The following is a 24,374-nucleotide window of genomic DNA, read 5'->3' on the forward strand; positions in this document are numbered from 1 at the left end:
ATGTCTCGACGACGCTCCGGACGAGGGGGACGCGGCTATCGGGGGACCAGCACCGACACGCTGTGGGCCGGCATCGCGTAGGTGAAGGCGTTCGTGGCGCGCGGCGCGATCGGGTCGGCACGCACGAGATCGGCCTTGGTGGACGTGAGTTGCCACGCGTCGATGGCCGTGTAGCTCTCGTGGGCGGCGAGGGTCACCGCGGCCGTGAGCGGGGCCGCTGTCTTGTTGATGGCGACGAGGACCATGCGGCTCGGATCGGCCTCGTCGATGCTCGCGTACACGGTGGCCTTGGCGACATCGCTCGTCTCGGCGCGGACGGACGTATCGCCGAAGCGCGCGCCCTGCCCGTCGTAGCTGGTGAAGGCGCGCACGCCGGCCCGGAGCATCGAGACCTCTTCCCCGGGATCCCAGATCGTCGCGAGGAACACGCCCTCGCGGCCGAAGACGCCGAGGGCGTCGGCCTGCGCGATCGCGCCGGAGATGTGGTTGCCGCCGCCGTAATTGTACTCGGTGATGCCGAGGGCGGTGCCCGGGTAATGGGCGTCGATGAGGCCCTGGAGCCAGGGGATGAGCTTGATCGGGCCGCGCACGACGTCGTTCGCGATCCAGCTGTCCTCGACGAAGGTCGGGTCCCAGAGCGAGCGCGGCGCCTGGACGCGGGCCTCGACCGACGCGGGGGAGGCGTCGGAGCTCGTGAGGCGCTCGCCGTTCGCGTAGATCTCCGTGTACCAGTGCAGGTCGAGCACGTCGACCAGGCGGCGCCCCTCGCTCATCTCGGCGGCCTTCATGGCGTCGAGCCAGTGCTCGATGAAGTTGCCGTCCGCGTCGGGCGCGTCCTGGAGGCTGACATAGCCCGAATACCCGTAGGAGACGAAGCCGGTGACGAGCGCGTTGGGCGCGACGTCCTTGATCGCGGAAGCGAACTCGATGTTCTTGTCGACGAGCTCGGCGTAGCGCACCGGCTCCGGGTGGATGCGCTCGTGGGTGTGGTTCCAGAGGTCGGGCTCGTTGTCGAGCGAGAACAGGACGCTCGCGACGTCGCCTTCGAAGGCGTCGGGGAAGGCCTGCTTCATCCAGGCGACGAACTCGTCCTGGTACACGGCGTTGTCGCCGAGATCGGGCGACGAGGAGAAGGGAGCGCCCTTGCGCGCGATCGTCGGGTGAAAGCGGGTCTCGAGGTAATTCCGGGTCTGGTTGACGTCGCCGCCGCCGTCCTTGTCCGCCGCGACATACCCGCAGATGGGGATGGTCGCGATGAAGGCGGCGCCGTGCGCCAGCGCGCCCTCGGCGTGCATGCGCACCGCCGCCCCCGGGACATCGCCGCTCGGGCTGTTCCCGGCGAGGTACCCGTCGTTCTGGTACATGTAGTCCGAGCCGGCGTTGGAGGCGTTGTTCTCCCAGTTGTACGCGGTCATGCGGTTGCCGCCCATGCGCACGACGGTGGTGCCGCGCTGCTCGCCGTCCAGGTCTTCGGCCCAGTTGGCGCCATAGATGAGCCGGCTGATGGGGCGCACATCCCGATCGGCGCGCACGGTGAAGGTGACATCACCCGGCCCGGGATCGCCGGGCTCGACGAGGTCCGCGGGAGGATGGCCGCCGGACCCGCCCTGACCGCTGCTGGCCGTGCCGGTGCCGCCGCCCGAAGCGCCGGCGCCGCCGCTGGCCGTGCTGGTGCCGCCGCTGGCCGTGCCGGTGCCGCCGCCCGAAGCGCCGGCGCCGCCGCTGCCAGCAGAGGAGGTGTCGGCGTCGTCGCCGCAGGCGAGGAAGGCGGCAGATGCGAGCAGGATCAGCGTGGCGTGCAAGACGGGAGCATGTCGAGAAAGCATGCGGTGCATGGTATTCCATCCCTCCGCGGGATCGCGGCGCGTGCTGGCGCGCTCAGACCTGGATGCCCGCGAGCGGCGACGTGACCCGCCCCGCGTCGGCGCCGAACTCCGTCACGTTCAAGCCCATGACCTGAGCGACCGTCAGGAGCGCCTTGCTCAGGTTGTCGCCGGGGAAGTTGTGGTGCTCGTCGCCGCGCAGCCGCCCTCCGGCTTTCCCGGCGAAGAGCACCGGCCATTCCGTCCTCGTGTGTATCTTACCCCAGGCGGTGTCGGACGTGACGTACACGAGCGAGCTGTCGAGCAGGTTCGAGCTGCCGTGCGGCGTGTTCTTGAGCTTCGTCAAGAACTCGTTCAGGCAGCGCATCGTGTACATCACGCCCTTGTCGACGCGAGGCTGACTCGATTGATCTCCGGCATCCCCGTGGCAGATGGTGTCGTGGAAGTCGTCGTTCATGTCCTGCGCGAGGTGCCGATAATAGACGTGCGCGGCGGGCAGCGAGAACATGAACGAGAGCACGCGGGTCCTCTCGCAGGCGAGCGCGAGCGCCGAGAGCTCGACCATGGCGGTGTTCACCGCAGGGGGCGCCTCGCTCTGCCCATCCTTGCCGGTGGTGGGGGCCGTCGGGCTCTTGCACGCTGACGTCGTGCCGCCGCCGGACGACGTGGTCTCGAGGCGCTGCTCGATGGCCCGGATCGACTCGAGGTGCTCCTCGATACGATGCCTGTCGGCCGCCCCGAGCCGCTGCTTCAGGCTCGCGCCGTCCTGCAGGACGGAGTCGAGCACGCTCTTCCGGACGTTCGCGAGCTTCGCGGCCTGCTCCGCGCCGTCGTCGCTCGGCTCGGGCAAGCCGCCCATGAACAATCGGTTGAACACGGCCTTCGGATCGAACTCCGCGTTGTTGCGCGCGTTTGGCCCCCTGTGCGAGACCGTGTGCAGCGAGTCCTGAGGGCCGTTCGGCGTCGCCGGCGTCACCCCCACCTCGAGGGAACGGTACGGCGCCCCCTCGGAGATGGCGCCCGCGACGACCTGGTCGATGGACGCGGCCCGCACGGCGTTCCCGCTGAGCGGCGCGCCCGTCGTGGCTCCCGCCGACCCCGAGGGGTGCTCGACGCCGGAGACCACGAGCTTGTTCTCGAGGCCGCTGATCACCGTGAGGTACGACTTGAGGTCCGCGAGCGGCTGGAGCTCCGGGCTGAGCTCCCAGGCCTGACCGGAGCCCGTGCGCGTCGGCTTCCAGCGACCGGGCAGCGTGCCGTTCCCGAAGAACCACGTGACGTAGAGCGGCGACACCGGCGTCTTCGTCTGAGCGTGCGCCGTGCCGCTCTCGTTCAGCATGATCTCCAGCAAGGGGAGCGGGATGGTGACGGCGGCGCCCGTCGCCAGCATGCCCCGGAGAACAGTTCGTCGGTTCAACACTTTGTTCGTCATGGGGGTACCTGCGATCAGGGTTGGGGGGCGACGGACGAGAAAGCGTCGTTGGTCACGACGTCGAGGACCAGCTCGCGCAGCCTGTACCCCGACCCTTCGAACGAGGCGGTCAGCGCGTTCAGCACGCGCTCGTCCACGTCTCTCTCCTCGTGACCCGCTGCATACGTGTAGTACTTGCGGACGAGGCACTCCGCGACCGACGCGTCCGAGCTGAGGGTCACGCCGAGCGCGCGCGCGTCGGCGACAGGCACCCCGTCGAACTCGCCGCTCGGGTCGATCGGCAGGCCGTGGTCGGTCGTGCGGAAGCGGCCGATCGCGTCGAACGTCTCGAGCGGCAGGCCCAGCGGGTCCATGTACGAGTGGCAGCCGGCGCAGGCGGGCTCGGTCCGGTGGATCTCGAGCCGCTGACGCTTCGTGAGGGGCTTGTCCGCGGGCGGCTCCGGGAGCTCGAGGGCGACGTCGCCGGGGGGCGGCGGGATGGGCGTGCACATGAGCGCGTCACGCATGAACTTGCCGCGCAACGTGGGAGAGCCCTCCTTCTGGTTCGCGAACTGCGAGAGGAAGCCCGCTTTGCTGAGGATCCCGACGCGCGGGCCGTCCGCGGGCAACGAGCGGACCTCGAAGGCGCTCGAGCCGAGGCCGGCCGTGTCGAGACCGTAGAGCTGGGCGAGCTCGGTGTTGACGACGACCTTCGTTGTCGAGAACAGGTCGAGCGCGCTCGCTTGATCGTCGAACGCGAGCACCTCCCAGGTGCCCCGCATGTCGCGGACCATCGCCGCTCGCAGCGCGGGGCTGTACTCCGGAAAGAGCCCCGTGTCTTTTGCCTGCGTGCCGATCCGATCGAGCCGCATGTACTCCTCGGCGAAGGCGCCGACCGCCTCGCGCCCGGCAGGCGCCTCGAGCAGCCGCGTCGCCGCGGCGCGGAGCCCCTCCACCGTTGCGAGCCCCCCGCTCGCGGCCTGGTCGAGCAGCTCCTGGTCTGGCAGGCTGTTCCACAGCAAGAACGCGAGCCGGGACGCCATCTCGTAGCCCGTCAAGCGAAGCGAGCCGTCGGCGCTCGGAGCGCCGAGCTCCGGGCGATACAGGAAGTTCGGAGACGTGAAGAGGGCCACTGTCGCCCAGCGGGCCCCCTCGACGGCGCTCTCGAGCTGGGTCGCGGCGTTCGCGGCGACGGCCGCGAGCCGGTCGACCTCGGCGGCCTCGAGCGGGCGGCGCCACGCACGGAGCCCCAGCGCCTCGATGAAGCCGCGCACGCACGCGTCGTTCTCCGCGCCGCTGGGCGCGCAGCCGATGAACTGGTCTCGCCTCGCGGGATCCGCGAACACCGCGTCGACGGCGCCCTCGATGGCCGCATGGTACTGCTCGACGCCTCGCTCCGAGGTCACGACGGTCGCGGCGCCGATGACCGCAAAGTTCCCGTTCCAGCTGTCGGCGTCGAGGTCATTGAGATTGACGTCCACGCCGAAGACGTCGCGCACGGCGTTGCGAAATTGCGTTCTCGTCAAACGGCGCAGCATCCCTGTCGCGGGTTGGAACTGCGGCGGGTCCGAGCCCGTCGGTGAGCCGTCGCCGCCGACATCCGAGTCCGTCGGTGTTCCGTCGCCGCCGACAGAGGACGACCCGGCGCCCTCCGTCGTGTTGTCACCCAGCGCGCCAGTGCACGCGGCCGCGAAGGCGAGCGCGCAAACGCAGGCGACTTCTCTTGAGAAACGGAGCTCGTGCCAGGACGGCTTCTTCATCTTGCTCTCCGATGATGCGACGGACCGTACCGAGGATTTATCGACCCCCGTCGAATCGACGACGGTCCGTGGTGCCCTCCGGTGGCTCACCCTCGGTAAGAACACCAAGCACCATCGCTCGGCCATCGCTCTCGCGGCGGTCGGGCGAACGGAGCTCTGGAATCGACAAGGACTCGATTGGATGACGAAGGGGCGGCGCACAGGGCGACCCGCTCATGCGCGAAGCAAAAGGATACCCCTTGACCCAAATGTGAACGATCACATGGCCGAGGTCAACGCCAATCGACCGGCCCGCGCAACTCCGTGAGGCGAGGGGAGGGCAGGGCTGGCGAGCTCCTCCGGATCGCTGCGTCAAGAGGCGGGCGCCGGCCGCCGCGATCGCGCGAGGTGCGCCTGCGCCGGGGTTGTGATCGTTCACAAATTGGCGAAACGGTATCTTTTTGCTCTGACCTGAATGGGATGTGCACGTCGTTCGGGTGCCCGGAGGAGCAATATCCCCTCCGCCGGCGCGCTCGACCGAGGGGGCATCGGCGTTGACCAAGCGCGTTCAGGGCCCTTCGCGCGGCCGAACGAGCTTGGAGAACACCGATGGATGGGTACTTTGGCCGAAGGCGGGGCTTCTTGAGCCGCCAAGACGTCATGAGACACCGACAGAAATCTCGGTGTCCTGGGGCGCCCTGGCGGGGCCGTTCCTTCGGCAGGCCGGGGGAACTCCCCACCGCGCGTTGACGGGCGCGCGCGCGGGCGCGCTGTGCGCGCTTCAGTCCGGATCGAGCGCGTACACGGCCGTGGTCGTCTTTCGCCCCGTGAGGTTGCGCTCGCCCAGCGCGCGCAGCGGGAAGGCGTCGCCGGCGAGGTCCCTCGTCGCCGCGGAGACAAGCACCTGGTTCGGCGCCGCGATCGCCTCGAGCCGTGAGGCCACGTTCACCACGTCGCCTATCACCGTGTACTCCATCCGCTTGTCGGAGCCGATGTTGCCGACGATGGCCTCTCCGGAGTTCACGCCCACGCCGAGGCGGACCTCGACGTCGTACCGCTCGCGCCACTCCTCGTTCGCCGTCTCGAGGAAGCGCATCATGTCCTCCGCGGCCGCGAGCGCGCGCCGCGCGTGATCCTCCTGCGCGATCGGGGCGCCCCAGACGGCCATGACGCAATCGCCGATGAACTTGTCGACCGTGCCCCCGTGCCGGAACACGATCTCGGTGAGCATCGAGAAGAGCTCGTTGAGGAGGGCGACCATCCGCTCGGCGTCGCGCGACTCGGCGAGCGGGGTGAAGCCGACGACGTCGGCGAAGAGCACCGACACGGCCGCCCGCTTGCCGCCCAGGGCGAGCGGGTGCTCGCCCCGCACGATCGCGTCGACGACCGCCTTGTCCATGAACCGGCCGAGATCGCCGCGGAGCTTCGCCTCCCGGGCGATGTCCGCCTCGCCCTGCTCGAGGTCCTGGGCCATGCGGCCGAGGGAGGTCGTGAGCTCGCCGATCTCGTCGCGCCGCCCCCGGAGCGCGTCGCCGAGCGCGATCTCGCGCCAGCGCCGGGCGCCGATGAGCCGCGCCTGCGCGACGAGGTGGAGGATGGGGCGCGTCACGTGGCGGGCGGTGACGAGCGCGAGGGCGAGCGCGAGGACGAGCGCGCCCGCGGCGACGGCGACGCCGCGGCGCCGCATCTCGTCGAGCGCGGCGAAGGCCTCCGGCTCGGGGCGCCAGATCGCGACCGCCCAGCCGAGGTCGGGCACCGTCTCGATGGCGCCGATCATCCGCTGGCCGCCCTCGTCGTGCGGGGCGAGCACGCCGATCCTGTCGTTCAACCCCGCGCCCGAGGGGAGGTTGCGCCAGATCGGCAAGGACGAGACGTCGCTGCCCGGCGCGACGCCCGGCACCCCGAGCGCCGCGATCGCCTGGCGGTCGTGGCCCGCGATGAGCAGGCGCACCGCGCGGCTCCCGAGGCGGCGCCCGGCGATCAACTCGAGGTTGAGCCCGAGCATGTCGAGCGGCACCTCGGCGACCACGTAGCCTGCCGGGCCGCCCGGAGGAGGCGGCGCCGCGGCCCCGGCGCCCGCGTCGCCGGCGGGCCGCACGCGGGCGACGAGGAGGCCGCGGGCCGGCCCGATCACGCCGAAGCCGACGCCGCGCTCGTCCGCGAGCTTTCGCAGCGCTGCCGGCGCGGCGGGGACGTCGGCGTCGGACGACGCCTTGCGGATCACGGTGCTGATCCCCGCGTCGGGCACCTCGAGCCGCACCGCGTCGACGAGCCCGCGCGTCGCGACGAGGGCGCGCACCGACGCGACAGCGTCCTCGTCCCGGATGGCGCCGCCCGCGGCGTGGCCGAAGATGGCCGCCGCCGCGACGGCATCGCTCTCGACGTCGCGGACGAGCTGGATCGAGGCCGAGGCCACCTCGGAGAGGATCGCCGTCTGCAGTCTCTCCTCGGAGGTCCGCACGGCGCGCCGGTTCACGTCGATGAGGAGCGTCACGGCGACGGCGACCGGGACGAGGCCCATCGCCGTGAAGAGCGCGATCGCCTTCGTCTTGAGCGAGAATTCCCTCACGTGGAGGCCTCCGCGGGCGATGCGTCACTCAAGAGGGCCGTCCTTCCAGCCGGCCGCGCCCTCGTCGGTGCGCTTGCGGATCTGGAACTCCACCCTGCGGTTCTTGGCCCGGCCGTCCCGGGTGCGGTTGTCGGCGAGGGGGCGGCGCGCGCCGAAGCCGCGCGCTTCGAGGCGGCGGGCGTCGATGCCGTGCGCGGTCAGCCACGCGACGACGGCGAGCGCGCGGCGCTGCGAGAGGCTCAGGTTCGCCTGGGCGGCGCCCTGGTTGTCCGTGTGGCCGTCGACCGCGACCCGGGCGATCTCGGGGTGCTCCTCGAGGACGGCCGCGACCTCGGAGAGCAGCTCGAAGCTCTCCGGCTCGATCTCGGCCCGGCCCGTCCGGAACTGGACCTGCTGGAGGATCACGATCTGCGAGCCCTCGATGCGCACAGCGAACGGGCAGCCGTGCGTCGCGCGATCCTCGCTCGGCTTGCCGCGCTCGTAGGGGCAGGCGTCCGCGGCGTTGGGGATGCCGTCGCCGTCCGTGTCCGCGGGGCACCCGTGCTTCGACGCAGGCTGGGACCCGGCGTTTGCGGCGGCCTCGGCCGTGACCCCGGACCCCGCGCCGCCCGGTCCCGCGTCGGCGGCCGCGCTGCTGACCCCCGGCACGTCCGGGCAGCGATCGTCGACATCGTAGATCCCGTCGTCGTCCCGATCCGGCGGGCAACCGCGGCGGAACGCCGGTCGGGCGCCCGCCGCCGCGGCGGGCGGGCGCGCCTCGCCGATGACCCGGGGGCAGGCGTCCTCCGCGTCGGGGACCGAATCCCCGTCGAAGTCGGCGGCCGGAGGCGCGGCCGGCGTCGCGCCGCGAGCGCCCTTCGTCCCGGCGGGCGCGCCGGCGACGGCCGAGGGGGCGGCGGCAGGGGGCGCCGACGGAACGACGTCCGCGGCGATGCCTATCCCCGCGAAGAAGCGCGCCTTCGGCGTGCCGGGCAGCCGCCCGAAGCCAGGGCCCGCGCCCGCGTCGAGCGTGAGGGGGCCGAGCGACCAGCGGGCGGTGAGCAGGAGCTCGCCGCCCGCGCGGCCGGGGACCTCGAGCGCCGACCCCTCGCCGGCGGCGGCCCAGACGGAGAGCTCCGACCCGAGCTGCAGCGGGCCTTTGCGGACGCCCGCGCCCGCCGTGAAGAGGACCTCGCTGCCCGTCAGGCTGTCCGCAGAGGCCCTCTGGAACCGGCCCCCCGCCGAGGCCGACCAGCGGAAGCCCGGGTGCTCGGCCCCGACGATCACCCGCGGCGCGTAGCGCACGGCGCCCGCGCCGGCGAACGCCGCCTCGTCTCCCGTCGGCAGCCAGACGGAGAGCCCGAGCGCCGCCGCCGGCCGGAGGCCCTCCTGGGGCAGGAGCGTCACCCTCCCGCCCGCCTGGAGATCGCCGAGCGTGGCGCCGCCGGCGGGCGCCGTGACGCGGATGGTCCCGAGCGCGCCGGACGCGCCGCCCTGGTCCAGCACGAGCGGCGCGTCGAGATCGAGCTTGATCCGGCGCAGGAGCTCGACGCTCGCGAGCGCGTGGAGGATCGCCTGCCGGCCCACCCACGTTACCGACCCGGCAGGCGCAGTCCCGCGCAGGCTGAGGGGTTGATGAGAATAGGAGAACAGAAGTCCGACCGCGGGCCGGAGCTCCCCCGATACGCCGGCAGAAGGGACAGTGGATAGCCCGTCGCCCGCGGGCGCGGGAGCGAGCCTGTCGAGCGCTGTGGCCTCCTGCGCTGCGGCCGGCATGGAAACCGTGGCCGCCGCGAAGAGCAGCGGGGAGGCCAGGAGGGGCGCGATGACGCGCGCCGACCAATACGCCATCGGTCTGCTCGTATCCTATTGCCTGGTCCCTTGCAACGCCGATCTCGATCCGGTAGCGTGCCGCTGCCGTGGCACCGTCAAATGGCCAGTCCGTCGCTATCTCGGTGCTCCTCGGCTGCGCCACCCACGCTGCGATCCACGCTGGATACGTCGGCTCGGCGAGCGCCAGAGAGCCGACGCCCGGATATCCGGAGGCGGTCATTCAATGGGGCGTGCAGGCGGGAGAGACCTGCGACGACATCGCGGCGGTCCTCTACGGCTCGTCCAAGCATGCAGCGCTGATCCAGCGGTACAACCGCGTCGCGTGCGGCCCGGGCACGACGCTCGCCGAGGGGCTCACGCTGGTCCTCCCGGCCGAGGTGACGTCGATCCCCGACGCGAAGCTCCGGTCGATGCACCCGGACGTGCGCGCGCGCCCGGCCGGCGGCGCCTGGTCGCCCGCGGCTCAGGGGATGCCCCTGCTCACGAACTCGAGCGTCAACACGCTGGATGAGGGGAGGGCAGATATCGAGTTTGTGGATCGGACTCGGGTGCTCCTCGCGCCGAATACGCTCGTCGTCATCTACGGCACGGCGAGCCGAGCGCGGGTATCGAAGACGCCGCCCGCGGCCGTCGAGCTCGCGGACGGCGAGGTGAAGGCGGCGCTCGCCGCGCTGCGGGGCCAGTCGGTCGAGGTCGCCGCGAGCGGGGGCGGCCGCGTGAGCGCGTCGTCGCGGGACACGGTGGTGCAGCGGCGCGGGGAGCGGACGACGGTCGCGGTGTTCGACGGCAAGGCGGGCGTCACGTCGGGCGGCCTCTCCGTCGTGGTCCCGAAGGACCACGGCACCCGGTTCGTGGGCAGAGCGCCGCCCGCGCGCCCGCGCCCGCTGCCGGCGCCGGTCGAATGGACGACCGCGGACGCCGCGCAGATCGCGCTCGCCCCGGAGGGGCTCGGCGTCCTGTCGGCGTCGTGGAAGCCGGCGCCGGCCGCGGGCGGCTACCGCGTCGAGATCGCGCGCGACCCGGAGTTCAACGAGCTCATCGCCCGCGAGGAGGTGAAGCCGGACGTCCTGTCGTTCCGCGGGGAGAAGATGCCGGCGGGCGCCTATTTCCTCCGGGTCCGGGTCGTCGATCGCGAGGAGTACCTGGGGGTGGGCGCGGTGCGCAGGTTCCACCTCGTCGCCGCGCGGGCCGCCGGGGGCGTCGTCCCGGCGGCGCAGGAGATCACCGCGAACCCGTACGGGATCATCGAGCTCACGCCGTCTCCCGCGCTCGAGCTCTCGCTCGACGACGGCCCGTTCGGCCCCGTCCCCGAGCGCATCGATCTGCTCCAGCGCGCCCCGCGCGCGCTCCGGCTGCGCGAGCGGGGCAGCGCGGTTCCCGGCGCGGCGACGTCGCTCCCGGTCCGGTACACGAAGGTGGGCGCGGTGGTCTCGGCCGCGCGCGAGGTGACGCCGGCGCCGGGCGGGACGGGCGGGACGGGCGGGACGGGCGGGACGGTGATCGAGGCCCGGGTCGAGCTGGAGGGGCTCGCCGGGGTCGACGTCGCGCGGCGGGTGGCGCCGCGGCTCTTCGCCCACCTGCCGGGGGGGGTGCGCTCCGCCGCGCTCGCCGGCGGCGATCGCGGCGGCGCCCTGACGGCGCGGATCCCGCTGCCCCGGGAGGCGCTGCGCCCCGGCGAGCCGCTGCGCGTCCGGCTCGACGTCGCCGACGGCCGCGGCGGCGTGATCGGGACGAGCGACGCCGAGCTGCCCGCCGCGCCCGAGGCGCCGCGCGCCGCGCCTCCGCCCGCGCCCCCGGCCGCGCCCGTGCTGGGCGCGTACCTCCCGCTCCTCCCGATGTCCGGGGTGGCCGACGGGCTCTGGCTCGCGCCGACGCCGCCCTCGGTCGCCGCCGTCGGCGCGGCCGCGGCGCGCTCCGGGGGCGGCTGGGTCGCCGCGGGGCAGGTGCGCGCGAGCGGCGCGATCGGCCCGCTGGGCCTCGACGTCGCGCTCCGCTCGAACCCGGCCGGCGAGGGGGATGGCGCGGGCGCGGGCAGCACCGGCTGGTTCGGCGCGCGCGCGCGCGTCCTGCGCCTCGGGCGCTCGGAGCTCGAGCTCGGCCCCACGCTCCGCCTGGGCGTGCCCATGGCCGACGGGAGCCCGCCGCTCCGCATCGAGCCCGGGATCGCGCTCGGCGGCGCCGCGGGCCGGTTCACCTGGGTGGCCGATGTCGGGGCCCGCATCCGCGCCTCGGGCGACGGCGCGGCCGTCGGCGCGGGCGGCGGCGCGGCGGGGGGGGAGGGCGCGGCGGCGGGCGGCGAGCCGGCCACGCCGGCCGTGCAGGGCTTCCTGCTGGCGGGGGCGACGGCGGATCCGGCGCCGTGGCTGCGGCTGCACGGCGCGCTGGATCTGCACCTCGTCGACCGGGAGGTCAGGGCGGACGACGTGCTCGGCGGGCTGTCGGCGGGCGTGGAGGCGGGCGGCGCGCTCTTTGGGGCGCTGTCGGTGCGGGTGAGCCCGTGGCGCGACGAGGGCGAGGGCCCGGTGACGGCGCAGATCGCGGTGGGCTTCCGCGAGGCGTCGCCGTGAGCGCGGGCGACGGCGAGCGCCCGCCGCCGGACGGGGACCCCGACCGCACCGTGCTGAAGGGCCAGCGGGCGGCGGACGGGCGGGCGCCGGCGCCTCGACCGCGCGCCGACCGCTTCCCGGCCGCGGAGACGCTCCCCTCGGAGGAGCCCGGCGCGGGCGCGGCGCAGCGGGCGCGCGCCGGGCGGGTCCTCGGCGGGAAGTACAACCTCGTGCGGCTGCTCGGCGCGGGCGGGATGGGGGAGGTCTACGAGGCGGAGCACGTGCTCCTCGGCGTTCCGGTCGCGGTGAAGACGATGCACCCGCACGTCGCGATGCTCCCGGAGAGCCGGCGGAGGTTCTTCCGCGAGGCGCGCGCCGCGTCGCGGCTCGTGCACCGGAACGTGGTCAAGGTGCTCGACCTCGGGGGCGACGAGGACGACGGCGACGGCTCGATCTACCTCGTGATGGAGCTGCTCAAGGGGCAGTCGCTCGGCGCGCTGCTCCGGGCGTCGCGCGAGCTGCTGCCGCTCGCGGAGGTCGCGGCCCTGTTCGCGGACATCCTCGAAGGCGTGGGCGCCGCGCACGCGAGCGGCATCGTCCACCGCGACCTCAAGCCGGAGAACGTGCTGCTCGCCGAGCAGGACGGGGAGCGGGTCGCCAAGGTCGTCGACTTCGGCCTGGCGCACCTCGACGACCCGCTCGACGCCGGGCCGACGCTCACCTCGCAGGACATGGTCGCGGGCACGCCGGAGTACATGAGCCCGGAGCAGTGCCGCTCGCTCGCGGTGGGCCCGAGCACCGATCTGTACGCGTGCGGCTGCATCCTGACGGCGCTGTTGCAGGGAACGCCGCCGTTCGTCGGCCTCCCTGCGGTGGAGCTGATGGCGATGCACATGTTCTCGATCCCGCCGCCGCTGCGCCGGCCGCCGGGGGCTCCGCCGGTCCCGCCGCTCCTGGAGCGGCTCCGGCTGGATCTGCTGGCGAAGCTGCCGGAGAAGCGCCCGGAGAGCGCCGCGGCGGCGCGTTCCCGGCTCGACGAGGCGATGTCGCGGGAGGCCGAGGCGCGGCGGCTGCCCGCGCGCAAGGCGGACGCGCCGCGCGGCGACCGGGCGGAGCGGGCGCAGGCCTGGCCGGACGGCGAGACGGCGGAGCTCGCGCCCGTGCCGGAGCGCACCGTCGCGCTGCTCCGGCTCGCGCCGGCGGGGCAGGGGCTCAGCGAGGCGTGCGAGATCGGGCTCGACGCGCAGGGCATCCACCTCGCCGAGGTGCCGGACGCCGCCGCGCTGGTCGATGCGGGGCTGGGCGTGGCGGTGATCGACGCCGGCGCCGACGTGGAAGGCGCGTGCGCGCTGCTGGAGGCGCTCGGCCGCTCGACGCCCGGCGTGCGCGCCGTCGTGTGCGCGTCCGGGCTCTCCTCGGACCGGATGAACGCGCTCGTCGCGGCGGGCGCCGCGGACGTGGCGCGTTATCCGGTCGCGCCGGACGCGCTGTCTCGCAAGATCGCGCGGGTGGTGCGCCGGGGGCGCTAGTCCGCGGGTGGAAGTCCCGCCTGGGTTTCCCGCCGGTGGTGCCGGGCCGCCATCATTCCCTCATTGTCGACGGCGGCATTCCTCCGGACGATGTTGGCACGTTGGTTATCGATATGTTCCAGCGAGGCACTGAGTGAAATGTTCGCAGCGGAGCATCACCGCGGGTGGCAACGCGAGGCGCGAGCCGAGGGGCTCGATGCGTCACCTCGAACGTGGTCGCGCCGGGAGCCATCCTCGGCAGCTGCTGGCCGCGGGAGACGGCGCTCAAGGGGCAGCGGCCCGACGCGCTGCCCACGACCCCGGTTGCCGGAGGGGCCGTGCATGGGGCAAGATCGAGCGCCATGCTGATCCAGGAGGAGGCGCCGCGCCCCGCAGATCCGCTCGCCACCCTCGATGAGGACTACGAGCGGGCCGTGCTGCACCTCGCCTGGGATCGGAACGCAGAGACGAACGAGCGAACGCTGCTCTTCGCGCTGGTCGAACTCCTTCCAATCGAGGTGCCGCCCCCGCTGGATGACGGTGAGCAGCAGCGGCAGCCTGGAGAGGGTAGCGCGCACCGGGTCTCTGTGTGCCGCGTGGTCGTGCCGGCGCGGCGAGCGCTGGCGTGGCACCTGGACTGTCGGCGTGGGGTGGCCGTGCTGCCAAACGACGTGGGCGAGCTCCCGGACGCGTCGGATGCGTCGGCGATCAGGGTCGTGCTGGCCGACCTCGGGGAGGAGCCCCCGTGGCCCACGCTGGTGTGCGTGTCGGGAGAGAGCGACACCGTGCCGTTCTGCCCGGCATGGCACGAGCACCCGCGGGTCCACCACCTGGTCCCGCTCGCCGACTTCGCGACGGAGAAGCTCTGGCCGGGCGAGCGTGAGCGGATGGACATGGTGCGGTGGCTGTCGGAGCGGCTGCACTTCTCCCTGGAGGATTATCCGGAGTACTGGGGCTCGGTGCACCTCGTGGCGCCGAACCCGGTGTACCGCTCGCTGGGAACGCGCCTGTTGCCGAGGACGCCCCCGCGGGAGTCGGTGCTGGTGCGGTTCCAGCCGCGGGCAGGGAAATCCGTGGAGGGGCTGGAGCTCACGTACACCGAGAAGGAGCCCTGGGGGCCGCTGGACGTGCGGCACGTGGTCGTGAAGAGCCCGCTGCTGCGCCTCGACTTCGAGCGGGAGGTGCAGGGGACGCGGGAAGACGTGCTCGATCCGAAGCGAGGGGTGCTCGCGGCGTCCTACCACGAAGGCCGCTTCATCAAGAGCTTCCAGATCAGCATGGGACTGGTCACCCGGCAGATGAGCGTGAGAGGGAAAGCTCCCGGCGCATCCTACGAAGTGAACCGCATGGGAAAGCCCGAGATCACCACCATCGGGAACCAGAGGGCGAACGCTCCTTCGGCGCGCGCACGCGTGAGCGAGGCGCACCACGCGAGGAGGAAGCGCGGGCAGGCCAGCGCGCAGGATCAGCGGTGGTTTTCCGGGCAGCAAGAAGAGGCAGCCGACGCCCTGAGGGCGCTCATCCATGGAGCTCGGCGTGAGGTGTTGATCGTCGATCCTCATTTTGGACCCGACGAGCTGTTCACGTTCGCCCTCGCAGTCGCTCAAGAGGATGTTCCGATCCGCATCCTGAGCTCGGCGGAGATCCTGCGGCAATCGCACCCGCAAGCAAGGCCCGGCGTCGATCTAGGAGCGGCTCTGCTCGCAGAGGTCGAGCGGCTCACCTCCCAGGAGCGCATGAGCCCCATCGACATTCGCGTGATGACGGGCGATCCGCCCTCCATCCACGATCAGTTCCTGGTTGTCGATGGTCGAGCATGGCTCCTCGGCTCCCCGCTCCACACGTTCGGCGCCCGCGGCACCATGATGATCGCAATGCCGGATCCGGCACCGGTCATCGAGCGCCTGCTCAGAGCCTGGGACGATGCAATGGACCTACGCCTGTGGGCGCAAGGCCGAACGGATCAGGTCGAGAGGCGAGAGGGGATATGAGGGATCCTCGCTTCGCCGCGTCGCGCGGCTCGGGGTACGAGCGACCTCCTCGTCCGGAGGAGCTAGAAGAGGCTCGGGCGCTCGCGCGTGAGATCGCGCTAGGGCTGCCCAGCGCGGAGTCGCTCGACCGCGCGCACGAAGCGCTCACCCACGCCCGCGCGGAGCGGTGGGATGCGTTCTACGACAGCTTCGCCGCGCTCGTGCGAGGTGACGAGGAGCGACGGCGCGCGTGGGTCGACGTCCTGCTCGCCGAGGTCAGGAGGGCCTCGGTGGATCCAGAGGTGCTGCTCCTCTCGCCGGAGTTCGACGCCGAGGTTATCAGCGCTCAGGCGCGCACATGGAAGGAGGAGACAGATCCATTCGCGGTCTGGGGTCCTCGATACAAGGATCATGTATCCTATCGCGAGGATATCCCATTCTATCCCCTGAGCCTGCTGCTCTTCGTCGATCCAGCTGCATGGTGCGAGGCCGTCGATCTCCTTCCATGGCCGGGCGCGATGAGGATGGCGTTCTTTTTCTACACGCACCTTCAAGAGGACCGAGACCGCCTCGAGGAGCTGCTTCGCGTCGCCCCGTGCGTCTTCGACGCGCAAGGCCACTGGGTCGAGCCTCGCAGCGTGGTCGCCCTGCTTGTGGCCCAGGAGATCGTCGCGCATGCCCGGGCGCTACACCAGGCCGTAGAATCCCGGGGGCGAGCTCCAGGTGGAGAGCGCAAGGAGACAGAGGGGGAGCTGAGTGCGCTCGAGAACCAGGAGCTCCCGGAGTGGATGCACAAGGCGTTCGGCGTTCTCCTCGCCCGAGCCGACGGCCGGCCCATCGCTCTTGGCCTGCTGAGCGATCTCGCTCGCAAGGAGCTTCTTCGCCAGGAGCCTCGCCAGAGGGATGCCTGGATGGCCGAGCAGCAGGCGTTCCGCATCCTCGCTCAATCCCTCGCCTCCGCCGGTCTCGGCGTTGGCGATGTGCGCGGGGCGTGGACGGCCGCCGTTGCCATAGCGGAGCAGGATCACGCGCGGAACCAGGCAAGGCGACGGCTCCGGGCGAGTTCCCGCCAGGTGGGAGCGTCCGAGGGGGAAGGCGCGCGGACGCTGAGCGGCGAGGGGCTGCCCCTGCTCCTCGGCGCCGCTGTCATGCTGGGCCACGATCCCCGCTTACAAGAAGAGCTCGATGCATTCTGGTGGTGGTTCGAGGAGCTGCTGGTGGGGAGAGATCCAGGGCTCTCGCTGGTTCAGCACGGCTCGTCGATGATCGACGTGCCGCAGCGCTTCGGCTTCCTGCTCTCTCGGATGCCCGATCCGTCTGCGCTCTTTCGCGCGACCTACATCAAGCTCGAGTCCCAGCGCCGTCGTTCTCTCTTCGGCTATCGATACGAGGACCTGGACGACGACCTTGGCAGCGTCCTTCTCCTCCGCATTGGCCTGTACGCGGCGGCGAACTGGCGCGTCCGCGAGAAAGAGTCCGGTCGGGATGGCACGCCGGCCCAAGCATTTTTCTGGGACCTGTACGAGGTTGCCCGGCGGCTCTGGCTCACGTCGGCGCATGATTTCGAGGAGAAGAAGCAAGAGCTGGTCCCCCTCTGCTTCGCGTTCATGACCGCTCTTTTCGATGAGGACCTCGAGGATGCGCTCCGGCGCGCGGTTCCGGCGATCGCCAGCGACGCCCGGATGCTCTCCGCCGCGGGGTGGTTCCTTTGGAAGAATGGGGTACCCGTCGATCGCCTCGTCCCATTACTGCGCGAGGTGGGGGCCGACCTTGAGCGGGCGCTACGGGACGCGCATCAGTGGGCGATGCTCGCGAAGGTCCGCTCGGGACGCCGGGCGGTCGATCGCCAGGACCGAGAGTTCCCGGACTCGCTGGAAGAGCTCGCCCGCGCTCTGAGACTCGCGCTTGAGGAAGAGGCTGCCGAGGCACCGCCGCAAACCGAGCGGGCGCGCCGTCGCGGCGACCTCGCGCGCAGCATTCCCTGGGGAGCTGAGTTCCTCCGTCGCCTCGACGCGGACGGCTGCTCGATCGTACGCCTCGGCCCCCTCGACGCCGCAGGAGCATCCTGGCTCCTCCAGGCCTCGCTGCCCTCCGCGCTCCACGAGCGGTTCGGGCTCTCTCCCGAGGTCCGAATTCTCGTCGTGCATGGCCAGGTCCGCGGGCGCGCTCTTCGCGTAGCGCTGCAGGAGCCCCAGGGTGCCGCCCACATCGATCCGGACCTGATCGTGGTCGCCAACGATCAGCCAGATCTCCCCAGGAGGCTCCCCATGCTGGCTGGCCCCTGGGGACAGCGTATCCCCTGGCCGCCGGACGGCAGCCGTTTCGCACCTCTCGCCGAGATGTTGCGCGACCACCTGCCCGCCTTCGATCTCTTCGACTACCGCGACCCCGTGCGCGGTAGCGCCCTCGTGGGCAGGCGCGTGGAGATCGATCGTCTCGCCGCTCAGCTGCTGCACGGCGAGGCGGTGGGGGTTGTCGGCCTGCGCAAGGTCGGCAAGAGCTCGCTGCTCCGCGCTGTCGCGGAGCGGCTCGACCCCATCGGTGCCCGGCGCGGCATGTTCGAGTCGCTCAGCGTGCCGCTGCCCGAGGCCGAGTCCGAGGCGCTCGTGGTCTCGCTGGATGTGCAGAGCGTGGCCGGCAGGGGGCTGCCCATGCTGGTCGAGCGGCTGATTGCGGTGCTCGAGGACAGGCTCGCGCTGGCAGGCGTCACGGAAGGCGCTGTGCCGCCCCCCCAGGACGCCTTCACCGGGATCCAGCTGCTGCACGCGCAAAGCGTCGCGGGCAACGACGGCTGGACCGATCTGTCGCTGCGGGCAGCGCTCGACCCGATCGACAGGATGCGCGGTCTGCTGAAGCTCGCGCTGGAGCGCACCGGGCTGCCCCTATGTTTCATCCTCGACGAGTACGACCTGCTCTTCGAAGGGTACAGCGGCGAGCCGGGCATGGCCGGCGTCGAGCGGCTCCTCGCGCTCCTGAGGGCGGAGGCGCAGGCCACCCGGCGGGTCTCCCTCGCGCTGATCGGGCGGGATCCGAGCTTCCTCGATGCACCGTTGCTCGGCGGATTCACGAACCCGCTCGCAGGGTGGGCAAAGCACATGTTCCTCGGGTCGCTCCGGGAGGAAGAGGCGCAGGAACTGCTCGTGCGCTTGGGCAAGCGCACGGGCCTCGACGTGGGCCCGGCGACACTGGAGACCTCATGGCGATGGACGGGTGGCCATCCGCTCCTCGTGCGCCAGTACGGCGCTGCGCTCTTCGAACTGGCGCAGGCGCCGCCGACCCGCCCACGCCCGGTGCCGACCGATCCCGTCCACGAGGACGCCGCGCAGATCTTCCTGGTGCGCCCCGCGGTCCATACCCTCTGCACGGAGGTTCATGCGCTGCTCGAGGCGCGCTATCCGGAGTCGCTCGCGCTGCTCGAGGCCCTGTCGCAGGCTTTCGCGACGCAGGCCGGCGCGATCGTGGAGCGGCACGGCGGCGCGCGGTCGCGGTCGCTCCTCATGCTCAGGCGCTTCGGCATCGTGGCGGGAGATCCCGGCGCGCCGTGGGTGCCCGGCGTGTTCCGCGAGTGGTTCGCACCCTCTATCCACGAAAACCGCAGCCCTAGCAGGAGCGCCTCAGGTGAGGTCTGACAAGAACCCGTACAAATGGGATGGTCACAGTCCAAAGCACCAGGTACAGCGGCAAGCGCTGCTCACTCAGGTGAGTGAAAGGATCCTGCGGGGGGAGAGCGGGTACCTCGTTGGCTGTCGCGGCATGGGGAAGAGCGTCTTCCTGCGTCAGCTGGAGAGCGAGATCAAGAAGCCCGAGACCGATGTGTTCATGTTCGAGGCACCCGGGCCCGTGCCGACCATCGATGCGGCCGTCCAGGCCATCGCGGATCAGCTGGTGGACAGGAGCAAGGCGCGTGGCGCGCTGGATGATTTCATTGGTATACTGAAGGATTACTCCAAGCGGAACAAACTGCGCGATCTCTTCGACGCATACCTCGACAAGGCTCCTGTTGACCTGGAGCACCTGGTGTTGCTGTACGACGAGCTCGATGGCTATGCTCGATGGGGTCGCCCCTTCTTCAACGAGCTCGAGGACATCCGCAAAAACTCAGGGGGGCGTATCGTCGTCTTCGCTGCGGGGGGGATCGGCCTCGTGGCGCTCGACACGCTGCTCGGCTCGTCGTTCTTCTCGCGGCTGACGCCGGAGATACTGGAGCCTTTCGACATCGACGGTCTGGAGCGGCTCGCGCAGCCCTTCGGGCAGGGCGGCGCGCCGCTCTCGGCGGAGGTGCTCGAGACGCTCCGGCTCGCGAGCGGAGGGCACGTCGCGCTCGCAACGTTCGGTTTTCAGCATCTGTGGACCGTCGAAGAGCCATCGCCCCACGATGTGACGAGGATCTTCGAGCAGTTTAGGAATAAGCACACCAAGTTCCTCGACTCCGTCCGCGATCCGATCTTCGATCAGGAAATCTCGGATGCTCCCGTGCGTGTATGGCGAGAGTTCCTGGGTTCCGGCGGTCGGATGACCCAGAAGCAGCTGCGCGAGCTCGTCAGAGGAGCCAGCGGCAAGCAGAGAATCAGGGAGCAGTGGGTCTTCGACATGCTGCGATCGACGGGACTGATACGGTGTTCCGACGGTGCGTTCCGGCAGCCGAACATCCAGGTGGACATCATCCCGAGCATCTTGACCCTTGACGTCCAGGATCCGAGGGACAGCAAAGGCTCCCTTCGCGAGCAGCTCGTCGCCGACCTCAGCGAGGTACTCACGAGCATCCACCGCATGTCACCTGACTTCTTCCGGAGCGAGGAGAAAGGAAAGAAGCAGATCGTCCCCGAAGCAGTGTTTTCGGCGAGCCTGGTCCTCGGGCTCGAACCGCGCGGCTGGAAGGTGGAGCGGGAGGCGCAGTCTGCGGCAGGGCGCACGGACATCAAGGCGCGGCACACGAGCTTCGGAGAACGGTGGGTGGTGATCGAGGTGAAATTATGGGGGCACAAATACGAGGATATCCATGCTCAGGTCGTGAGTTACTGGAGCGATGGCGTCGAGGCGCTCGCCACGGTGATGGTCGGGGATATCCAGGCTCCGGACTGGCCTGACACGTACAAGTCCGATTGCCTCGAGGGCAAAGCCCCGAGGTACGAGCGGAAGGATCCTCCCGCTGCCGTCGCTGGCCACTTCATCGCCCGCACGAGCGGGTGCTCGGTCGAGGAGGTCGATCATTTCCTCCTGCGCCTCGCGAAGCGACGATCGTGATCGCGCCTCGCATAGCGTGAACGCTGCTCCCGCCGACGGTTCATCCCGCAATTTCGTTCCGACGGATGGTAGCGGTTCGCCACCGCGGAACAGTCCCAGGAGGCGGCGGCAGCGGCACTGGAGACAGCGATGTCGTCCAGCAGCATATGCTCGTCAGCGCGCCGTCCTACGCCACCACCTCGCCGGTGATCGGGACGGCGCGGATCCGCGACGGCGGCGCGTAGGCTCGTCGCGGCGTCGTGCTGTCCGCCACCGTGGCCGGATCGAAGGCGACGAAATCCGTCCAGTACCCGGGCACGATGCGGCCCGCGTCGCGGAACCTGATCCGCTCGGCGGGCAGCGAGGTCATTCGGCGCACGGCTTCCTCCAGCCGGAACAGGCCAAGATCGCGGCTGTAATGGTCGAGTACCCGCGGGAACGTGCCGAACGACGCCAGGTGTCTTTTGCACCGGAACGTGGTCAAGGTGCTCGACCGCAGCGGCGACGAGGACGGCGGCTTTCGCGGAGGTCGCGGCCCTGTTCGCGGACATCCTCGAAGGCGTGGGCGCCGCGCACGCGAGCGGCATCGTCCACCGCGACCTCAAGCCGGAGAACGTGCTGCTCGCCGAGCAGGACGGGGAGCGGGTCGCCAAGGTCGTCGACTTCGGCCTGGCGCACCTCGACGACCCGCTCGACGCCGGGCCGACGCTCACCTCGCAGGACATGGTCGCGGGCACGCCGGAGTACATGAGCCCGGAGCAGTGCCGCTCGCTCGCGGTGGGCCCGAGCACCGATCTGTACGCGTGCGGCTGCATCCTGACGGCGCTGTTGCAGGGAACGCCGCCGTTCGTCGGCCTCCCTGCGGTGGAGCTGATGGCGATGCACATGTTCTCGATCCCGCCGCCGCTGCGCCGGCCGCCGGGGGCTCCGCCGGTCCCGCCGCTCCTGGAGCGGCTCCGGCTGGATCTGCTGGCGAAGCTGCCGGAGAAGCGCCCGGAGAGCGCCGCGGCGGCGCGTTCCCGGCTCGACGAGGCGATGTCGCGGGAGGCCGAGGCGCGGCGGCTGCCCGCGCGCAAGGCGGACGCGCCGCGCGGCGACCGGGCGGAGCGGGCGCAGGCCTGGCCGGACGGCGAGACGGCGGAGCTCGCGCCCGTGCCGGAGCGCACCGTCGCGCTGCTCCGGCTCGCGCCGGCGGGGCAGGGGCTCAGCGAGGCGTGCGAGATCGGGCTCGACGCGCAGGGCATCCACCTCGCCGAGGTGCCGGACGCCGCCGCGCTGGTCGATGCGGGGCTGGGCGTGGCGGTGATCGACGCCGGCGCCGACGTGGAAGGCGCGTGCGCGCTGCTGGAGGCGCTCGGCCGCGCGGCGCCCGGCGTGCGCGCCGTCGTGTGTGCGTCCGGGCTCTCCTCGGACCGGATGAACGCGCTCGTCGCGGCGGGCGCCGCGGACGTGGCGCGTTATCCGGTCGCGCCGGACGCGCTGTCTCGCAAGATCGCGCGGGTGGTGCGCCGGGGGCGCTAGTCCGCGGGTCAGAAATCCCGCTTGAATCCCGTCCCTGCCCTGCCACCGCGCGGCGCGCAGCTCACATCAAGGCCTCGAATTCGCTAGGATCTCCGCGGAGCGGACCCTTGACCTGAGCGAGCACCGCGCCCCCTCCTCGCGGGGTCCGCGCGAGGCTTGCCCGCGATCCGCTTGGCCGATCCGGGCGCGATCCGATGGGGCGGTCCGTGATAGGAGCTCCGGCGGCACGATCGCGGCGACGCCGGATCGCGAGCGTCCGGCCCCGTCCACGGGCATGCGCGGCCGAAGGCCGACGAGCGACAGCGGTGTCCCAGTCGAGCACGGCTTGCGTGGGTCTGCGGGTATTGCACCGAACGGGGGCGCGGCCGCGAGACGTCACGGCGCCGCTGCCGGCAGAGCGAGCCCTTGATCGCCGGGTGAAGTAGAGGGCGACGCCGTCGGCATTCGCCATGCATGGCGGAGCAGAGAGGTTGGCCGACAGGGGCGGGCCACTCCTTCGCCTGTCTACCGCCCCTACGTCCGCGCGGCGTCGTCGAACGAACGACCGCGGCGTTGGCTCCGACCAGCGCGCCTGCAGAGACCTCGAGGCCCGCAGAGACTGCGGCCTCAACGCCCAGGCCGCCCAGAGATGATTTCATGAAGGATGATTTCATGAAATCGCCCGGGGCACCGCCGCCGGCAAAGAGCGGTAGGTCGTTCACACCATCCTTCTGGCCACCTCCGGAGCCGACATCCAACTACGCTATTTCGCGATGGGAGAAGGGCCCTTCAGCAAGGGGACCTCCCCCCTCAAGGACATCAGCGACCACCTCGCGCGCGCGCTCCAGTTGCACGGATACACCAACAGGCTATGGTGGCACGACGCGCCGAACGGCTTCGTGATAACCACGCATATCGAGCAGCTTGACGGGTCCTCGACTCCGCTGCCCGGCAATCAGCGCTGGCTGAGCGGGCACACCCCTCCGAGGCTGCGAGAGTCCTTCGGCAGCTGGCTGAAGTACCTCTTCATCGGGAAGCTCGGCCATTATCGATTCTTCGCTTTCGTCGTGACCGATGAGCTCTCGGCGCCGACAAAGCCTCCGACAGAGACAGACGTTTCGGGGTGGCACGTTGGGGACCCGGGCTACCGCCCCGACTCGCTGAACACAGGGAAGTATACCGAGCACCACCGGTGCACGGCGCTCGTCTATGAGTTCGTGCGCCACAACAAGACCGATCCGCTCCGCGCCGTGAGAAGCAGCGAGAGCCGAGTCGAGGCCGACCAGCACCTCGAGCAAGGCGGCCTGCTCAAGGATTTGACCACAGTTTCCCAGAGGTAAGGTACGCCATGAGCACAGCATCCCCGACCCCTGCAATGACAGCGACCCCGCCGGCCGAGACGCCCGACCGCGAAGAGCGGGTGGAGAGCCCGCCGAAGACAGCGCTCCTCCTCGGTGACTGCCAGCGGCGGCTCGCCATCCTCTGGCTCGCGCTGGCCCTGCCTGCGTTCATCCTGACGATCATCCGGACCGTCTCGCCCCACGATCCCCTTGCGAGCTCGGCACAAGACGCCTGGGGCTGGCTCCTCGCGAGCATCTTGCCGACGTTGACGCTCATCGTCGGCGCCATGGCCGCGGGCGCGGTGTACAGCGACGACGAGAGGCCGAAGGAGCGCTATGCCTCGCGCTTCGTCTATCAGATCAGCCTCGCGTTCTCGGCGTTTTACATGATCATCATCAACGCGATGGCGATCGCCTCGGTCTACGACCCTTCCATGCTCAAGACGGCGAACATCTATCTGAGCGCGCTTCACGGCCTCGTCGGCGCCGCGCTCGGAGCCTTCTTCGTCTCCGCCAAGCCGGCCAAGACCGGCTCCTGAGCGGGAGCGCCTACTGCCCCCCGAGCCCCGCTCAGAAGCGATCAGATCGCTCTTCTGGTCGGGGGTGAGGGACTCCGGTGGGACTTCACGCGTCGACGAACTCGATGGACGAGGAGCTGGATGAATGACCGAGCAGGTTCTGCGTTGCTCCGGTAGGCAAGCGCTGCCGAGTCAGCAAGAATTGCTCGACGCGGGCCTCTCGCCGCCGGCTCGCCCGGAAGGGCGGGGCCGCAGCCCTCGGGGCACCGGGCGGGCACGTAAGCGCGAGATGCGCGCGCAATTCGGCCGCCTAACATGGGGCGAGCGAATCGTTTCGTTGTCCAGCACACCGAATGGCCGCGCCGGTCTCGACATGGCGCCACGATTGCACAAGCGCCCGCCGGGCACGGCGATG

The 24,374-nt window shown here is 71.1% G+C and carries 14 protein-coding genes; 8 read left to right on the top strand and 6 right to left on the bottom strand.

Features of this window, described 5'->3' with window-relative positions; genetic code table 11:
- Nucleotides 1-35: 35 nt before the first annotated feature.
- From WME95_RS08545 to WME95_RS08565, 5 genes are all read right to left on the bottom strand, one after another.
- Nucleotides 36-1,826 (bottom strand): glycoside hydrolase family 44 protein, encoded by a 1,791-nt coding sequence (locus WME95_RS08545; RefSeq protein WP_437907926.1) that lies wholly within the window; start codon nt 1,824-1,826, stop codon nt 36-38.
- Between the two features lie 52 nt (nt 1,827-1,878).
- Entirely contained in the window at nt 1,879-3,243 is a 1,365-nt protein-coding gene (locus tag WME95_RS08550) for a DUF1552 domain-containing protein (RefSeq protein WP_437910965.1), read from the bottom strand.
- 26 nt (nt 3,244-3,269) lie between these two features.
- Nucleotides 3,270-4,994, bottom strand: a complete 1,725-nt coding sequence (locus tag WME95_RS08555; protein ID WP_437907927.1) for a DUF1592 domain-containing protein — start codon at nt 4,992-4,994, stop codon at nt 3,270-3,272.
- A gap of 760 nt (nt 4,995-5,754) precedes the next feature.
- Complete coding sequence (locus WME95_RS08560; RefSeq protein ID WP_437907928.1) at nt 5,755-7,542, bottom strand: adenylate/guanylate cyclase domain-containing protein; 1,788 nt, start codon at nt 7,540-7,542, stop codon at nt 5,755-5,757.
- Nucleotides 7,543-7,566: 24 nt separating this feature from the next.
- Nucleotides 7,567-9,372 carry an OmpA family protein gene (locus WME95_RS08565; RefSeq protein ID WP_437907929.1) on the bottom strand — a complete coding sequence of 602 codons (1,806 nt, stop codon included), beginning with the start codon at nt 9,370-9,372 and terminating at the stop codon, nt 7,567-7,569.
- A gap of 68 nt (nt 9,373-9,440) precedes the next feature.
- Between WME95_RS08565 and WME95_RS08570 the strand changes: the two genes are divergently transcribed.
- The 5 genes from WME95_RS08570 to WME95_RS08590 all read left to right on the top strand — a co-directional run bounded on the left by WME95_RS08570 (nt 9,441) and on the right by WME95_RS08590 (nt 20,622).
- Nucleotides 9,441-11,921, top strand: a complete 2,481-nt coding sequence (locus tag WME95_RS08570; RefSeq protein ID WP_437907930.1) for a FecR domain-containing protein — start codon at nt 9,441-9,443, stop codon at nt 11,919-11,921.
- Complete coding sequence (locus WME95_RS08575) at nt 11,918-13,429, top strand: serine/threonine-protein kinase (protein WP_437907931.1); 1,512 nt, start codon at nt 11,918-11,920, stop codon at nt 13,427-13,429. Before WME95_RS08570 ends, WME95_RS08575 begins: the two co-directional genes overlap by 4 nt.
- Nucleotides 13,430-13,770: 341 nt before the next feature.
- The gene (locus WME95_RS08580) at nt 13,771-15,399 is read left to right on the top strand and encodes a VPA1262 family N-terminal domain-containing protein (RefSeq protein WP_437907932.1); all 1,629 of its coding nucleotides are present in this window, start codon (nt 13,771-13,773) and stop codon (nt 15,397-15,399) included.
- Nucleotides 15,396-19,007 carry a hypothetical protein gene (locus WME95_RS08585; protein ID WP_437907933.1) on the top strand — a complete coding sequence of 1,204 codons (3,612 nt, stop codon included), beginning with the start codon at nt 15,396-15,398 and terminating at the stop codon, nt 19,005-19,007. Before WME95_RS08580 ends, WME95_RS08585 begins: the two co-directional genes overlap by 4 nt.
- Nucleotides 19,008-19,077: 70 nt before the next feature.
- On the top strand, nt 19,078-20,622 hold the full coding sequence (locus WME95_RS08590; RefSeq protein ID WP_437907934.1) for an AAA family ATPase: 1,545 nt from the start codon (nt 19,078-19,080) through the stop codon (nt 20,620-20,622).
- A 166-nt stretch (nt 20,623-20,788) separates the two neighbouring features.
- On the opposite strand, the gene WME95_RS08595 is transcribed toward WME95_RS08590, so the two are convergent.
- Nucleotides 20,789-21,085 carry an amidohydrolase family protein gene (locus WME95_RS08595; RefSeq protein WP_437907935.1) on the bottom strand — a complete coding sequence of 99 codons (297 nt, stop codon included), beginning with the start codon at nt 21,083-21,085 and terminating at the stop codon, nt 20,789-20,791.
- Between the two features lie 53 nt (nt 21,086-21,138).
- On the opposite strand from WME95_RS08595, the gene WME95_RS08600 reads away from it, so the two are divergent.
- The 3 genes from WME95_RS08600 to WME95_RS08610 all read left to right on the top strand — a co-directional run bounded on the left by WME95_RS08600 (nt 21,139) and on the right by WME95_RS08610 (nt 23,980).
- Nucleotides 21,139-22,122, top strand: coding sequence for a protein kinase domain-containing protein (locus tag WME95_RS08600; RefSeq protein WP_437910966.1), 984 nt, complete (start codon nt 21,139-21,141; stop codon nt 22,120-22,122).
- Between the two features lie 752 nt (nt 22,123-22,874).
- Nucleotides 22,875-23,441 carry a hypothetical protein gene (locus WME95_RS08605; RefSeq protein ID WP_437907936.1) on the top strand — a complete coding sequence of 189 codons (567 nt, stop codon included), beginning with the start codon at nt 22,875-22,877 and terminating at the stop codon, nt 23,439-23,441.
- A gap of 8 nt (nt 23,442-23,449) precedes the next feature.
- The gene (locus WME95_RS08610) at nt 23,450-23,980 is read left to right on the top strand and encodes a hypothetical protein (RefSeq protein WP_437907937.1); all 531 of its coding nucleotides are present in this window, start codon (nt 23,450-23,452) and stop codon (nt 23,978-23,980) included.
- Nucleotides 23,981-24,374: the final 394 nt, after the last annotated feature.

The sequence above is a fragment of the Sorangium sp. So ce327 genome, assembly GCF_051530205.1.
Lineage (GTDB): Bacteria > Myxococcota_A > Polyangia > Polyangiales > Polyangiaceae > Sorangium > Sorangium cellulosum_B.

What these genes read in the sequence shown, in the direction of transcription:
- WME95_RS08545 (WP_437907926.1), bottom strand. Translation starts at nt 1,826, where the DNA reads ATGCTTTCTCGACATGCTCCCGTCTTGCACGCCACGCTGATCCTGCTC.
- WME95_RS08555 (WP_437907927.1), bottom strand. Translation starts at nt 4,994, where the DNA reads ATGAAGAAGCCGTCCTGGCACGAGCTCCGTTTCTCAAGAGAAGTCGCC.
- WME95_RS08565 (WP_437907929.1), bottom strand. Translation starts at nt 9,372, where the DNA reads ATGGCGTATTGGTCGGCGCGCGTCATCGCGCCCCTCCTGGCCTCCCCG.
- WME95_RS08580 (WP_437907932.1), top strand. Translation starts at nt 13,771, where the DNA reads ATGCTGATCCAGGAGGAGGCGCCGCGCCCCGCAGATCCGCTCGCCACC.
- WME95_RS08585 (WP_437907933.1), top strand. Translation starts at nt 15,396, where the DNA reads ATGAGGGATCCTCGCTTCGCCGCGTCGCGCGGCTCGGGGTACGAGCGA.
- WME95_RS08605 (WP_437907936.1), top strand. Translation starts at nt 22,875, where the DNA reads ATGGGAGAAGGGCCCTTCAGCAAGGGGACCTCCCCCCTCAAGGACATC.
- WME95_RS08610 (WP_437907937.1), top strand. Translation starts at nt 23,450, where the DNA reads ATGAGCACAGCATCCCCGACCCCTGCAATGACAGCGACCCCGCCGGCC.